This window comes from Lacinutrix sp. Hel_I_90, from assembly GCF_000934685.1.
Lineage (GTDB): Bacteria > Bacteroidota > Bacteroidia > Flavobacteriales > Flavobacteriaceae > Lacinutrix.
This window is the reverse complement of sequence record NZ_JYNQ01000001.1, coordinates 3,680,553-3,694,683: the sequence shown is the minus strand read 5'-3', so window position 1 is coordinate 3,694,683 and position 14,131 is coordinate 3,680,553. Positions and strand designations below refer to the sequence as shown.

Here is a 14,131-nt window from a genome sequence, read left to right as displayed (position 1 = left end):
AGCTTATTTGTGAGTCAGTACCCAAAGCTCTACTTCTTCAGAAGCTCGCCAATGCTGATCGCGTTTTGTTTTGTCAGAAGCCACTTTTACTGCCTTTTTTAAATAGTTTTCTAACTTAAATCGGCCACCTTCAGCGAGTTCCTTTTCTATGGGATGTGCTGTTGTGACCTTCGTTATTTGGGCTAAATTCGAGAATAAGAGCACTAATTTTCCTTCTGGTAAAAGGCGTTGCTTTGCGCCCGCAAAAAAATCAGGAAAGAGGTGTTCATTGTAATAAATAGCTTCCTCGATGTTATCAGCATTATGGGATTCTGGCAACCAAGGCGGATTAAAAACAATTAATTCTGTCTGCTTTTCAAATTTCCCGAAAAGAGATGCAAAATCTAATTCGATCTTTCGCGATAACTTTGTCTCTCCCATATACTCTTTTAGTCCAACGATCGCATTAGGATTTGTATCTGTACCAAAAACCTTCTGAAACCCATGCTTTATCATTTGGAGCGAGAGTACACCACTCCCAATTCCAACGTCTATAGCCGCTTTTTTTGCACCATCATAACGTTTTAACCAATTATCGAAAAGCTCTAAATGATCGAAACGTGTTGGAAAATAAACACCATAATAGGGATGTAATTTATTTCTTAATACAGGAATAGCAACCCCATTTTTGTACCATTGCCAAGCACTATTTAGTCCTTGGGTTTGGGGAAAAGACAATAAAAAACTACTGTTTTCAGGATAAAGCTTTTCTAACCAACCAATAGAAGGTGCCTTTTTTACTACCAACTTATGATCTATAATTTCAACTAAAATAAGATTCGATAACTTATGATACTCCGATCGGTACTCTCGTTGTTCTTGAAAAGTGGTATTGGGTAGCTTTCTTTTAAGATGCATCTTTAATGCCTTAAGAAGTACCAATCCATTACTGTAAAACGCAGTAATTAAAACAGGTTTGCCTGTCTCTAATAGCTTAATCGTTTGTTTAAAATCTGTAGCAGGATTAAATAACTCTAAACGTTTTTCAGGCGCTATAGGTTCTGGTTTGTTTATATCTATATCTGTTATCATTTTTGGTTTTGCTTTTGTATGAAACAAAGAACTTTTTTCTATTAATTAGTAACTATTAGCGACTTAACACTTTCAACCTGTTTTAAATACTTTGTGTAAACAGACACAACTCTTTTATCTCCTTTATAGAATTGAAACGAATTGCAGCGTAACGACATCAGCAAAGCCTAAGATTAAAATTATTATTAAATAGTTGTTATTGCGTGCCCAGACCTTACGTTTTTATCACCCCAAATAAGCACTTTAGCTTATCTTAGCACTTCGTCGAAGTAGTACGAAGCGAAAACCAATACTAAGAGCGAATAATATGTTCTCAGCGAATAATACGTTCTCAAAGATACGTTATAAAAGTCACGCAAAAGCAAAATAGGTATACAATACATAAAACGTGTAGCACACAGACTTTTTTTAATTACAAAACTAAAACGAGTAACACAAAAAAAACGCAATCTTACGATTGCGTTTTTAAAAGTCTATAAGCCTCTAGTAAACCAGATTACAGCGCTCCCCATTCTTTAAGAGACGCCTTGTTCATTTTTACATAATCTGTGTTTCCTGCTTTTTCAGCAGCAGCTAAAGACGCTTTTGCTGCAGCAATCGCAGCATCCTTGTTTCCAGCTTTCGCGTGGATTAAAGATTGCTGACGCAGATACCAGAACCGTGGTTCGTCTTTTGTCATGTCTATAGCCTTGTCAATCCACATGACTGCTTTATCAATATTTTTTCCTTCTTGTAAGTAATATACCGCCGATGAATAATAATCTGCAGCTCCAGGACCAGACATGGCCTTTTCAATATTTGCAGATACTTTTTCAGCAGTAGGAACCTCAATCTTAACCCCTACATATACGTCTTCCCATAGCATACCTAATGTGGCAGAGTCATTAGATAGATCGTCTAATATCATGGTAAACGTTTCCATTTTCATAGGCATTTTCATCACCTCTGATTTAACTTTTGCAGCAACTTTGTTATCATCCCATTTTTCTGGTGTTCCCCAGTTTTCAGTATCTGAATAAAAAACAACATCCCAAGAGGACTCATTTGGTGTTGTAAAAATAGCATAAGATCCAGCTTTCACTTCCTTTCCGCCAATCATAACATCATCACTAAATGTAATCATCGTATTCTTATTCGCTCCAGTTCTCCAAAGTTTTCCGTAGGGCACTAAATCACCAAAAATAGTACGCCCTTTCATCCCTGGTCTGGAATATTCTAATGTGACATCTGTTAAACCAACCTTTTGTTCTACTTTAGAAAACGGACTTGGTTGTGGTGTTTCAACTTGAGCATTTACAGTAAAAGATACAGCAAAAACTAAAGCAATTAATAGTAATTTTTTCATTATATTTTTGTGGTGTTAGTTATAAAACAATTGTAAATTTACAACTTAACTGCGCTTTTATTAGTTAACAAAACCTTAAATTAACGATGTGTAGCTTGCCCAATAGATTATTTAATCGTAACATTGCAATAAACAAATTAAATGGGTTTAATAAAAACAGAGCGGTTTACCGATAAACAAAACAGTATTGCTTTATTTGCCAAAGCATTTGGGCATCCTGCGCGTGTGGCTATCATTCAACATCTTTTTAAAATTAACGCCTGTGTTTGTGGTGATTTAGTTAACGAAATTGGTTTGGCACAACCAACCGTTTCCCAGCACTTAAAAGAACTAAAAGCACTAGGCTTAATAAAAGGTACTGTTGAGGGCACCAGCGTTTGTTACTGTATAAACCAAGATAATTGGACTACCATGAAAGCGTTATTGAACTCTTTTTTAGATGAAGACACTATAAACATCAGCGATTGCTGTTAATATTTAAACATTATGACACTCTCAGAAATTAAAAACACATTAGAAGGTTTAGATACCATTTCATTTACATTACCCAATGGCACATTAGTTCCAAATCATTTTCACGTTACTGAAATAGGCCAGATTTCTAAAACATTTATTGACTGTGGCGGGACTTTAAGACAAGAAAAGAAAGCAAATTTTCAGCTTTGGAATGCAAACGATTATGATCACAGGTTACATCCAGAAAAGCTTTTAAAAATCATAACACTGTCTGAAAACACCTTAAATCTTAAGGACTTAGAAATAGAAGTAGAATATCAAGGCGAACAAACCATTGAGAAATTTGGTTTAGCTTATGAAAATAATACTTTTCTCTTGACATCCTTAGTAACAGATTGTTTAGCGAAAGATAAATGTGGTATTCCTGTTAAGCAAAAAGTGAAGCTATCCACGATTCAAGATCAAGCGTGCTGTACTCCAGAATCTGGTTGCTGCTAGTATGGAATTCATTGGCATAAATAAAACGAACTATGCTCATGTTCAAACAATTTATAAAGAAGGGATTAACACAGGGCTAGCAACGTTTGAAACAGAAATTCCCGATTGGGATAAGTGGCAGACCTCTCACCTCTCTTTTGGTAGACTTTTAGCTACAGAAAAAAACGCATATTTGGGTTGGGCTGCATTAAGTCCTACTTCCATAAGACCCGTTTATAGAGGTGTTGCAGAAGTGAGCGTTTACGTAGCAAAGGAGCAACGAGGGCAAGGCATTGGGAAACTACTATTAGAGCAATTAATTACCACAAGTGAAAACAACGAGATATGGACCTTACAAGCGGGCATTATGAGAGCGAATAAAAGTAGTCTTAACCTACACTTGGGTTGCGGTTTTAGAATTATTGGCTATAGAGAAAAAGTAGGAAAATTGAATAATAAGTGGTTAGATAATATTATTTTAGAAAGAAGAAGTAAAACAGTTGGCGTTTAACTTTATTAAAAAAAAACAGGTAAAAGCATGATACAATTAGAAAACAAAACCTCTTTTAACACCCTTCATAACTACATACATGCGCTAAATGTTTTAACGGTTAGCGATGAACGAAAAAAAATACTACAGCCACTTATTGACTATATTATAGAGAAAAAAAGTACACAAGCTGCTATTCGACTAAATTTTATTTGTACCCATAATTCACGTAGAAGCCATTTATCTCAAATATGGGCGCAGGTCATGGCTTTTTATTATTCTATTGAAAAAGTAAGCTGTTATTCTGGTGGCACAGAAGCAACAGCTTTATTCCCAAAGGTCGCTGAGACTTTAAAAAACTGTGGTTTTGCTATTGAAACATTAGCATCAGAAAACAATCCTGTTTACAGCATTAAGTATGACAGTAATGAACATCCTATTATTGGTTTTTCCAAAACATTTGATGATAACTTCAATCCGCATTCAGAATTTGCAGCACTACTTACGTGTTCTAGCGCAGACATAGGTTGTCCGTTTATTGCTGGCGCAGAAAAAAGAATTCCAGTGACCTATGAAGATCCAAAACTATTTGACAACACGCCACAACAAAATGAAAAATATCTGGAACGCTCCAATCAAATAGCAACGGAAATGAAATATGTTTTTGAACAGGTAAAAAAATAAGATTCCTATTTTCCTGGGAATAATTAAGTATAACCATAAACAGATTCCCACTTTTGTGGGAAATAAATATGAAAAAATATTACGCTGAAGCTATTGGAACATTCGCTATGATTTTTTGCGGCACCGGAGCGATGACTATTAATGAAATTACCAACGGAAGCATTTCACATGTTGGTGTTGCAATTACCTGGGGATTAATCGTTATGGCTATGATCTACGCTTTTGGAGAGATTTCTGGAGCTCACTTTAATCCAGCGGTAACTATTGGTTTTGCCTTTGCCAAGCGATTTGCATGGAAAGAGGTGCCAAAATACATCATCGCTCAAGCTATTGGAGCCATTCTAGCCAGTGCTATTTTATGGTTTTTGTTTCCTGAAAGTCAGTTTTTAGGCGAAACTGCGCCTGCCGAGGGTTTTCCGCCCTATAAAGCAGCTGTTTTAGAATTTTTACTCACCTTCTTTTTAATGGTCGTTATTATAAATGTGTCTACAGGAAGTAAAGAAATTGGTACGATGGCTGCCATTGCAGTAGGTGCAGTAATTTTATTAGAAGCTATGTTTGCTGGGCCTATGACAAAAGCTTCAATGAATCCCATTCGCTCCATTTCTCCTGCCCTATTTACGGGTAATTTTCAGTATTTATGGTTGTATATTACAGCACCTATTTTAGGCGCCTGGACGGCGGTATCTTCTTGTAAGTTAGTAAAAGACGAGGATTGCTGTGCTGATATAAACTGCTAGTTAAATCCCTGCGCAACCCCGGTCACAAACTCTTGTTAATTTTGTTTAACTGATATTTAAAATTGTTAAACATTTTGTATCTTTATCCTATTAAAGATTTTAAAATGGCAAAGAAGAAAAATATTAGTACAAACGACATCATTACTTTTTACATGGACTATGTGTTAGCGCACAACGAGCAGCCAAAATCGGTTTATAGTTTTGCGAAGCATAATCACTTTGAAGAAGCAAAATTTTATGAATTTTTTGGATCATTTGAAGCTGTTGAAAAAGGTGTTTTTAAAGCATTCTTTGATAACACAATAACTGCACTTCATAAAAGTCCAGAATACAAAGATTTTGAACCTCGCAACCAGTTGTTAAGTTTCTATTTCACGTTTTTCGAGAATTTAACCGCCAATAGAAGTTATGTGGTTTATGCACTACACCAACATAAGAACAGCATGAAATCATTGGCTGCTTTAACAGCCTTAAAATCTAGCTTCACGCATTATATTTCAGAATTAGGTATAGAAATGATTGCTATAAAGCAAGAGCAATTAGAAAAAATTCAGAATAGAAGCCTAAAAGAAACGGCCTGGCTACAGTTATTACTCACTATGAAGTTCTGGTTGGACGATACCTCACCAAGTTTTGAAAAAACGGATATTTTTATTGAGAAATCAGTAAATACGAGTTTCGATATCCTGGATGTTGCACCACTTAAAAGTTTAATTGACTTCGGGAAGTTTATCTTCAAAGAAAAAATCAAAATGAATTAAAAACAAAACGCTGACAGAGTTACTTGTGTCACTTTTACGCTCTAAAATAAATAATACTATTGAAAACTATAGACAACATCCCAACCTCAAAAATTCAACGCGCCTCTAAATTAGTACAAACTGGGGCTAAAGTTGGTGTTAATTACATAAAATATTACGGTGACCGTTTAACAAAAACCGAACTAGAATCTAAAGAAAGATTGAATGAGAATAATGCAGGAGATATTTACGACGGACTAAAGCAACTAAAAGGGAGCGCCCTGAAAGTGGCACAAATGTTAAGCATGGAAAAAAGCATTTTACCACGTGCTTATGTAGAAAAATTCTCGTTGGCTCAATTTTCTGTTCCACCATTATCTGCGCCTCTCGTGACCAAAACCTTTAAAAAATACTTTGGTAAGCTTCCAAATGAAATCTACGACACCTTCAATTCAACTTCTGTAAATGCCGCTAGTATTGGTCAAGTACATCGTGCAGAAAAAGATGGGAAGAAACTTGCTGTGAAAATTCAATATCCAGGTGTCGCAGAAAGTATTTCTAGTGATTTAGCCATGGTAAAACCCATTGCTATTAAAATGTTTAATATTAAAGGAAAAGATAGCGATAAGTACTTTCAGGAGGTGGAAGATAAATTAGTTGAAGAAACTAATTATCTTTTAGAGATTAAACAAAGCATGGAGATTGTGAAGGCCTGCAAGCACATTCCTAATCTAAAATTCCCTAATTATTACGAAGACTTATCTTCAGAACGTATTATCACCATGGACTGGATGGAAGGTGAACACCTTTCAGAATTTACAGCCTATAATACAGACCAAGATAAAGCGAATACATTAGGCCAGGCACTTTGGGACTTTTATATGTTTCAAATTCATACCTTAAGAAAAGTACATGCAGATCCGCATCCTGGTAATTTTTTAATTTCAAAAGAAGGCGATCTCATAGCTTTAGATTTTGGCTGTATGAAAATTGTACCAGATGAATTTTATGTTCCTTATTTTGAATTAGCAAAAAAGGAATGTATCGATAACCCAGTACTTTTTGATTCTAAAATGTATGAACTGGAAATTCTCCGTGCAGATGATTCTCAAGAAGAACTCGCTTTCTTCAGAAGCTTATTTCATGAAATGTTGAGCTTGTTTACGCAGCCATTTCACAACGACACTTTTGATTTTTCAAACCCAGATTTCTTTGAAAAAATTGCCGAATTAGGACAGCGTTATAACAAAAGTGCTGAATTACGCAAAATGAATGGCAATCGTGGTTCTAAACATTTTATATACATCAATCGCACCTTTTTCGGACTTTATAATTTAATGTTCGACTTAAAGGCGCAACACGTTAAAATCAATAATTTTAAAACCATATAAATGGCGGCTTTCAATATAAAAGAGATTAACGCTTTAGATCATTTATATAAAATAAACCTCATAAATAGTTGTTCTGGTTTTAAAAGTGCTAATTTAATAGCTACAAAATCAAAGGATGGTATTGAAAACGTCGCGGTATTTAGCTCTGTGACGCATATTGGATCCAATCCGCCATTATTAGGTTTCTTTTGCAGGCCAACAACCGTAACCAGAAACACGTATACAAACCTTAAAGAAACTGGCGTTTATACTATTAATCCTATTCATGAATCTATTCTACAGGAGGCGCACCATACATCGGCAAAATATCCTTCAGATATTTCAGAATTTGAAATGACCAGTTTAGCTTCAGAATATAAAAGGGATTGTATAGCACCTTTTGTTAAAGAGGCACCTATTCAAATGGAAATGAAATATATTGAAGAATATGTTATAAAAGCAAACGATACCATTTTAGTCATTGGTGAAATTCAAAATTTATATATCCAAGATCATTTGCTAGCAAAAGATGGCTTTATAGATTTGGAAAAGGCGAATATCGCTGCCATAAATGGATTGGATGGTTATACTATTCCGAAGTTAAAAACAAGGTTAGACTACCAGAGACCTAAAGTGTAAATACTGTTAGTCTGAGCACTCCCGATTATTCTGGAGACACCATTTTAACGCTCATTAATACAATATGACTCCCGAAATTCAGTAGGGCTAACTATTAGTCAAAACAAAACAATTATGCGAATATTAGTTACAGGCGCTACAGGTTATATTGGGAAACGATTGATTCCATTGTTAATCGAACAAGGTCACACTGTAATTTGTGCGGTGCGTGGCAAATTACGTACTGAAAATCGTTATAAAGATGAGGAAAATGTTTTTGCCGTTGAAGCCGACTTCTTAGATCCCGAAACACTCAAAAACATCCCTAAAGATATAGATGCGGCTTATTACCTAATACATTCCATGTCTAATTCCATTGATAAATTTCATCAAATGGAAAACGATTGCGCGATGAATTTTAAGCATTATATTGAGACAACAGATGCAAAACAAGTTATTTATCTTAGCGGAATTACTAACGACACAAAACTTTCAAAACATTTATTATCCCGTAAAAATGTTGAAAACACATTAGATTCACAAAAATACGCCTTAACTGTTTTTAAAGCGGGAATTATTGTCGGCTCTGGAAGTTCTTCGTTTGAAATCATTAGAGATTTGGTAGAAAAACTACCAGTCATGGTAGCGCCTAAATGGCTAAACACAAAAACACAACCCATTGGTATTCGTGATGTATTATCGTTCTTAACTCGTGGTTTAGGAGACGAACGTTTGTTTAACCAGTCGTATGATATTTATGGTCCAGAAATACTAACCTATAAGCAAATGTTATTGCGTTTTGCTAAGATTAGAAAACTGAAGCGCTACATACTCACGATACCAGTAATGACGCCAAAATTATCCAGTTACTGGCTCTATTTTGTAACGTCAACGTCTTACAAATTGGCAAGGACACTGGTTAACAGTATGGGAGTAGAAATCATTGGTAAAAAAAGTAATATTAATGAGCTCTTAGAGATCGAACCAATGAATTATGATGAAGCTGTAGCGTTTGCCTTCGAAAAAATTAAGCAAAATAGTATTGTTTCAAGTTGGAAAGACTCTTTTGTTAGTAGTCGTACCAAAAACAGACCCTCCGCAAAATACATCAACGTGCCAAAATATGGCTGTTTTAAAGACATTAAGGAGCGAAAGGTTTTGGATGAGCAACGTACTTATGCTAAAATATGTGCTATTGGTGGCGAAAATGGCTGGTACTACGGTACTTTTCTTTGGAAAATTCGCGGTTACATGGATAAGCTTTTTGGTGGTTCTGGGTTAAGACGTGGGAGAACAAATAAGGACACCATCCAAGCTGGTGATGCTTTAGATTTTTGGCGCGTATTGTTAGCCGATGATAAGGAGAAGCGGCTTTTGCTGTTTGCAGAAATGAAATTACCAGGTGAAGCTTGGTTAGAATTTAGGGTCGCTAAAGGAAAAGTGTACCAACGCGCCGTATTTAGACCAAGAGGTTTAGCAGGTAGACTCTATTGGTATAGTGTTTTGCCATTTCATGGCTTTATATTTAATGGCATGATCAATAAGTTAGCCAATGCCTAAAAGCATACAGAAACAAAATTTTCCAACTAAAACCTGCCCTACTTGCGGTTTACCATTTTCTTGGCGTAAAAAATGGGAAAAGCATTGGGAAAATGTAAAATATTGTAGTGACAAATGCAGAAAAAACAAAACAACAGCTTAGTCTGGTTTAGAAATGATTTACGCATACAGGATAATACTTCGCTTTCCCAAGCAATAGAAAACAGTAATCAAGTCGTCGCGGTGTATTGTTTTGATCTCAGACAATTTGCTAACGACCCTTTCGGCTTCAAAAAAACAGAAAAGTTCAGGACTAAATTTCTAATAGAAACTATTACAGATCTAAAGTTGCAATTAGAAACGTTACATATTCCATTATTTATTTACCACGATTATACGGCATCCTGTATTTCACAATTAAATGAAAGGTTTCAATTTGAGGCCATCTATTTTCAAACAGAATGGACTCCCGAAGAACATGCTGTTCGAGACCAAGTGATTGCCGCCTTAACTGAAGAGCTTAAAATTTACGAAACCTATAATCAGTTTTTATACCATCCTGAAGATCTTGCCCTTCCTTTCAACGCTATTCCAAAAGTCTTTACCGATTATAGGAAACACATTCAAAAGAACAGTAAAATACGGCCTGAAATAAAATTAGACACCGCTGCTTTTCAGAATAAAAGCATTCAAAACAATACAAAAGTTCCAACGTTAAAGGATTTCGGTTTCGAAGCTTTTGAAACCCATGTAAATTCTGCATTCCCTTTTAAAGGTGGAGAAACCGAAGCGTTACAGCGTTTAAAAGATTACTTTTTTACCACTAAAAAACTTGGGGTTTATAAGAAAACAAGAAACGGATTAATAGGGACAGACTTTAGTTCAAAATTCTCACCGTGGTTAGCTAACGGTAGTCTAAGTCCTAGAGCGATTTACTGGCAAGTAAAACAGTTTGAACAAGACTATTTTAAAAACGATTCGACGTATTGGCTTGTTTTTGAATTGATTTGGAGAGATTATTTTAAATACATCTCATTAAAACACAAAAACAAAATTTTTAAAATTGGTGGCATTTTAGAAAAAGACTATGAATGGAAAAAGGATCAAAACGTCATTAAGAAATGGATTAATGGCGAAACTGGAGAACCTTTTGTGGATGCCAATATGATTGAAATAAAAAAAACAGGTTGGATGAGTAATCGCGGGAGACAAAATGTGGCTAGTTATTTTGCGAAAACGTTGAATCTCGACTGGCGCATTGGCGCTGCTTATTTTGAATCGCAATTAATAGATTACGATGTTCATAGTAATTACGGCAATTGGATGTATGTTTCTGGCGTAGGTAGCGACCCAAGGGACCGTAAATTTAATGTAAAACTACAGGCAGAACGCTATGATAGCGCTGGTAAGTTCCAGCGTTTGTGGCTACAAGACACTTTGTTTTAAAACGATTGAAAACACATTGAAAACATTAAGACTCATATTAGGCGACCAACTTAACAGCAAACATTCTTGGTATAAAGGCAATCAGGAAAACGTTGTGTATTGTTTATTTGAAATGCGCCAGGAAACCGATTATGTAAAACACCACATTCAAAAGGTTATTGGATTTTTTGCCGCCATGCGTGACTTTGCAAAACAGCTAGAAGCCAATAATTGTAAGGTCATTTATTTTAAACTGAATGACAAAAGCAACACTCAAAGCCTCACAAAAAATCTTCAGTTCTTAATTAAAGAACATGCCATCGCTACCTTTCAATACCAAATGCCAGATGAATACCGTTTAGATGAGCAACTCATCACGTTTTGTAAAGGCTTGACTATTGAAACCGAAACCTTCTCTACAGAACACTTTTATACCAAGCGCCAAGATTTAGCCACTTTTTTTAAAGGCAAAAAGCAATGGCTCATGGAACATTTTTACCGCGACATGCGAAAAAAGCACGCTATTTTAATGGTCGCAGGGCAACCTGAAGGCGGCAAATGGAACTACGACAAAAGCAATAGAAACCAATGGAAAGGTGAAGCTGAAATACCTCCTTTTAAAGCTTTTGATAATGACGTTTCAGACCTTGTAGAATTACTAGAGTCTGAAAGTATTAAAACCATAGGACGATTTGATGGTTCTATTTTCCAATACCCAATAAATAGAACTCAGGCATTGGAGCAGCTTAAATATTTTTGTGAAAATCTTTTAATTCATTTTGGAGATTATCAAGACGCCATGCATACCAAAGAAGTGTACCTGTTCCACTCGCGCCTATCGTTTGCCCTGAATTGTAAAATACTGTCACCAAAAAATGTAGTAGCTACTGTACTAAACTATTGGCAAAAACACGGAGCCCAAATAAACATCTCTCAAGTAGAAGGTTTTATACGCCAAATTATTGGTTGGCGTGAATACATGCGCGGCATGTACTGGGCATTAATGCCAGATTATAAAACGCAAAATCATTTAGAAAACCATAATGCATTACCAGATTTCTTCTGGACAGGTAAGACTAAAATGAATTGTTTAAAACAAGCCATTACAAATTCATTAGATAATGGTTATGCACATCACATTCAACGCTTAATGATTACTGGAAATTACATGCTTTTGACTCAAATAGCTCCAGACGAAGTCGATGCCTGGTATCTAGGTATTTATATTGATGCTATAGAATGGGTTCAACTACCCAACACCCGTGGTATGAGCCAGTATGCCGATGGTGGAAAAATAGCAACCAAACCGTATGTTTCAAGTGGAAGTTATATAAACAAAATGAGCAACTACTGCAAGGACTGCCATTACAACCATAAAGAAAAAGTAACAGAAAACGCCTGTCCATTTAATAGCTTGTATTGGCATTTTCTAGATGACAAACGAGAAAAACTAGGCGGTAATTTTAGGATGGGAATGATGTACAGTCTCCTTGATAAAATGAATCCTGAAACCTTGCAAAACATAAAGGAAAGAGCGCTTGATATAATTAAAACTCCAGACCGTTTTTAGTGGAAGAAAAAGAGACATTGCATATTTTATGGTTTAAACGTGATTTACGTTTAGCAGATAATGAAGCTGTTAGTAACGCGTTGCAATCTGGCACACCTGTTTTATTATGTTACATTTTTGAGGATTTTTTACTAGAAGATAAACATTATAGCGAACGGCATTGGGATTTTGTAAAACAATCTTTAGAAGATTTAAACAGCCATTTAAAAGCATATAATTCAAAGGTGTTTGTAGTAAAAGACAGTGTCGAATTATTTATTTTAAAACTTCAAAAATATTATAATGTTACCCAGATCTATTCGCATCAAGAAACTGGTATTAAAAAAACATTTGATCGTGATATAGCCTTTTCAGCATTCTGTAAAACACAAAACATTGTATGGACTGAAAACGTAAATAACGGTATTTTTCGTGGCCTAAAAAACAGAAAATCTTGGCTTTCAGATTGGGAGCATTTTATGATGCAGCCTGAATATCAGTTTCGACCAAAACGTAATCAACTATTATCTATCGAAGCCCTTGACTCGTTAGCAAAGGATTTCAACACTATTGATTTAAAGTCTCCTAAATCAAAAACAGTCCAGCAAGGGGGCACAACAACGGGCTTAAAATATTTGAATTCTTTCTTAAAAGAGCGACACAAAAGCTATAGCGCAAATATCTCAAAACCTTTAAAAGCAAGAACCAGTTGTAGCCGCATATCACCCTACATCGCCTGGGGAAACTTATCTGTAAAACAAGTAATTAATGCTACCAGAGACTCCTTTAATGATAGTAAACATAAAAAACATTTAAATGCTTTCTTATCTAGGCTGCGTTGGCAGGCCCATTTTATTCAAAAGTTTGAAATGGAAAGTAAAATGGAATTTAAAAGCATCAACAAAGGCTTTCACCAATTAAATAAACCAATAAATTTAGAGTTTCAAAACGCTTGGAAAAATGGACAAACTGGATTTCCTTTGGTTGATGCCTGTATAAGATGTTTAATTGAAACAGGGTATTTAAATTTTAGAATGCGGGCCATGATCGTTTCCATATTTACCCATAATTTATGGCAACCATGGCAAGACATGAGCGACTATCTCGCCGCGCTATTTTTAGATTTCGAACCAGGAATACATTATCCGCAAATACAAATGCAAGCAGGTGAAACAGGTATTAATATGCTTCGTATTTATAACCCGCTCAAGAATAGCTTAGAACATGATCCTGAAGGTGCATTTATTAAACAATGGGTTCCAGAACTATCAGATTTAGAAGCACCCCATATCCATAATCCTCAAGACATGTCTTATTTCGATCAACAAATCACTGGTTTTCAATTGGGCAAGGACTATCCATTTCCGATTATAAATGAAAAGGAGACCAGAAAGAAAGCGAGCGCTACACTATGGCGTATGAAAGCTAATGCTTTAGTTAAAAAAGAGGCTAGTCGAATTTTAAAGAGACATACGCTAAGTAACCGGGATACTCTGAAGACAAACTAAAAATCACTTCAACTAATTATTATTACATCTGCTCTAAACAACTACTATAGGTTTTGACTATAAATCAATAAACTTTTAAATGTTAATTTTTGTTTAACTTATATTGAATTAAGTTAAAC

Annotated in this window: 15 protein-coding genes; 13 read left to right on the top strand and 2 right to left on the bottom strand. The window is 35.4% G+C overall.

What is annotated here, in order from left to right:
• Window positions 1-3: 3 nt before the first annotated feature.
• Together GQ46_RS16520 and GQ46_RS16515 are read right to left on the bottom strand one after the other, a co-directional pair.
• Window positions 4-1,071 carry a methyltransferase gene (locus GQ46_RS16520; RefSeq protein WP_044404140.1) on the bottom strand — a complete coding sequence of 356 codons (1,068 nt, stop codon included), beginning with the start codon at window positions 1,069-1,071 and terminating at the stop codon, window positions 4-6.
• A 496-nt stretch (window positions 1,072-1,567) separates the two neighbouring features.
• Window positions 1,568-2,416, bottom strand: a complete 849-nt coding sequence (locus GQ46_RS16515) for a DUF2911 domain-containing protein (RefSeq protein ID WP_044404137.1) — start codon at window positions 2,414-2,416, stop codon at window positions 1,568-1,570.
• Window positions 2,417-2,557: 141 nt separating this feature from the next.
• Between GQ46_RS16515 and GQ46_RS16510 the strand changes: the two genes are divergently transcribed.
• From GQ46_RS16510 to GQ46_RS16455, 13 genes are all read left to right on the top strand, one after another.
• Window positions 2,558-2,890: a helix-turn-helix transcriptional regulator gene (locus GQ46_RS16510; protein ID WP_044404134.1), complete on the top strand. Its 333-nt coding sequence runs from the start codon at window positions 2,558-2,560 to the stop codon at window positions 2,888-2,890.
• A 12-nt stretch (window positions 2,891-2,902) separates the two neighbouring features.
• Entirely contained in the window at window positions 2,903-3,370 is a 468-nt protein-coding gene (locus GQ46_RS16505; protein WP_044404131.1) for a DUF6428 family protein, read from the top strand.
• Between the two features lies 1 nt (window position 3,371).
• Window positions 3,372-3,860: a GNAT family N-acetyltransferase gene (locus tag GQ46_RS16500; protein ID WP_044404128.1), complete on the top strand. Its 489-nt coding sequence runs from the start codon at window positions 3,372-3,374 to the stop codon at window positions 3,858-3,860.
• Between the two features lie 27 nt (window positions 3,861-3,887).
• Window positions 3,888-4,523 (top strand): low molecular weight phosphatase family protein, encoded by a 636-nt coding sequence (locus tag GQ46_RS16495; RefSeq protein WP_044404126.1) that lies wholly within the window; start codon window positions 3,888-3,890, stop codon window positions 4,521-4,523.
• Window positions 4,524-4,591: 68 nt separating this feature from the next.
• Window positions 4,592-5,263, top strand: a complete 672-nt coding sequence (locus GQ46_RS16490) for an MIP/aquaporin family protein (RefSeq protein ID WP_044404123.1) — start codon at window positions 4,592-4,594, stop codon at window positions 5,261-5,263.
• A gap of 104 nt (window positions 5,264-5,367) precedes the next feature.
• A complete protein-coding gene (locus GQ46_RS16485; RefSeq protein WP_044404120.1) occupies window positions 5,368-6,024 on the top strand; it encodes a TetR family transcriptional regulator C-terminal domain-containing protein in 657 nt (218 codons plus the stop codon).
• 59 nt (window positions 6,025-6,083) lie between these two features.
• Window positions 6,084-7,394 (top strand): AarF/ABC1/UbiB kinase family protein, encoded by a 1,311-nt coding sequence (locus GQ46_RS16480; RefSeq protein ID WP_044404117.1) that lies wholly within the window; start codon window positions 6,084-6,086, stop codon window positions 7,392-7,394.
• Entirely contained in the window at window positions 7,395-8,012 is a 618-nt protein-coding gene (locus tag GQ46_RS16475; RefSeq protein WP_044404114.1) for a flavin reductase family protein, read from the top strand. It begins immediately after the preceding gene.
• Between the two features lie 114 nt (window positions 8,013-8,126).
• On the top strand, window positions 8,127-9,551 hold the full coding sequence (locus GQ46_RS16470) for an SDR family oxidoreductase (protein ID WP_044404112.1): 1,425 nt from the start codon (window positions 8,127-8,129) through the stop codon (window positions 9,549-9,551).
• Window positions 9,544-9,693, top strand: a complete 150-nt coding sequence (locus GQ46_RS17490) for a DUF2256 domain-containing protein (RefSeq protein WP_082041781.1) — start codon at window positions 9,544-9,546, stop codon at window positions 9,691-9,693. The genes GQ46_RS16470 and GQ46_RS17490 overlap by 8 nt, the downstream gene beginning before the upstream one ends.
• Window positions 9,666-10,976 (top strand): DASH family cryptochrome, encoded by a 1,311-nt coding sequence (locus GQ46_RS16465; protein ID WP_044404110.1) that lies wholly within the window; start codon window positions 9,666-9,668, stop codon window positions 10,974-10,976. The genes GQ46_RS17490 and GQ46_RS16465 overlap by 28 nt, the downstream gene beginning before the upstream one ends.
• Window positions 10,977-10,992: 16 nt before the next feature.
• The gene (locus tag GQ46_RS16460; RefSeq protein ID WP_044404107.1) at window positions 10,993-12,525 is read left to right on the top strand and encodes a cryptochrome/photolyase family protein; all 1,533 of its coding nucleotides are present in this window, start codon (window positions 10,993-10,995) and stop codon (window positions 12,523-12,525) included.
• Window positions 12,525-14,012, top strand: coding sequence for a cryptochrome/deoxyribodipyrimidine photo-lyase family protein (locus tag GQ46_RS16455; protein WP_044404105.1), 1,488 nt, complete (start codon window positions 12,525-12,527; stop codon window positions 14,010-14,012). Before GQ46_RS16460 ends, GQ46_RS16455 begins: the two co-directional genes overlap by 1 nt.
• Window positions 14,013-14,131 lie beyond the last annotated feature (119 nt).

What these genes read in the sequence shown, in the direction of transcription:
- GQ46_RS16520 (WP_044404140.1), bottom strand. Translation starts at nt 1,071, where the DNA reads ATGATAACAGATATAGATATAAACAAACCAGAACCTATAGCGCCTGAA.
- GQ46_RS16515 (WP_044404137.1), bottom strand. Translation starts at nt 2,416, where the DNA reads ATGAAAAAATTACTATTAATTGCTTTAGTTTTTGCTGTATCTTTTACT.
- GQ46_RS16510 (WP_044404134.1), top strand. Translation starts at nt 2,558, where the DNA reads ATGGGTTTAATAAAAACAGAGCGGTTTACCGATAAACAAAACAGTATT.
- GQ46_RS16505 (WP_044404131.1), top strand. Translation starts at nt 2,903, where the DNA reads ATGACACTCTCAGAAATTAAAAACACATTAGAAGGTTTAGATACCATT.
- GQ46_RS16500 (WP_044404128.1), top strand. Translation starts at nt 3,372, where the DNA reads ATGGAATTCATTGGCATAAATAAAACGAACTATGCTCATGTTCAAACA.
- GQ46_RS16495 (WP_044404126.1), top strand. Translation starts at nt 3,888, where the DNA reads ATGATACAATTAGAAAACAAAACCTCTTTTAACACCCTTCATAACTAC.
- GQ46_RS16490 (WP_044404123.1), top strand. Translation starts at nt 4,592, where the DNA reads ATGAAAAAATATTACGCTGAAGCTATTGGAACATTCGCTATGATTTTT.
- GQ46_RS16485 (WP_044404120.1), top strand. Translation starts at nt 5,368, where the DNA reads ATGGCAAAGAAGAAAAATATTAGTACAAACGACATCATTACTTTTTAC.
- GQ46_RS16475 (WP_044404114.1), top strand. Translation starts at nt 7,395, where the DNA reads ATGGCGGCTTTCAATATAAAAGAGATTAACGCTTTAGATCATTTATAT.
- GQ46_RS16470 (WP_044404112.1), top strand. Translation starts at nt 8,127, where the DNA reads ATGCGAATATTAGTTACAGGCGCTACAGGTTATATTGGGAAACGATTG.
- GQ46_RS17490 (WP_082041781.1), top strand. Translation starts at nt 9,544, where the DNA reads ATGCCTAAAAGCATACAGAAACAAAATTTTCCAACTAAAACCTGCCCT.
- GQ46_RS16465 (WP_044404110.1), top strand. Translation starts at nt 9,666, where the DNA reads ATGCAGAAAAAACAAAACAACAGCTTAGTCTGGTTTAGAAATGATTTA.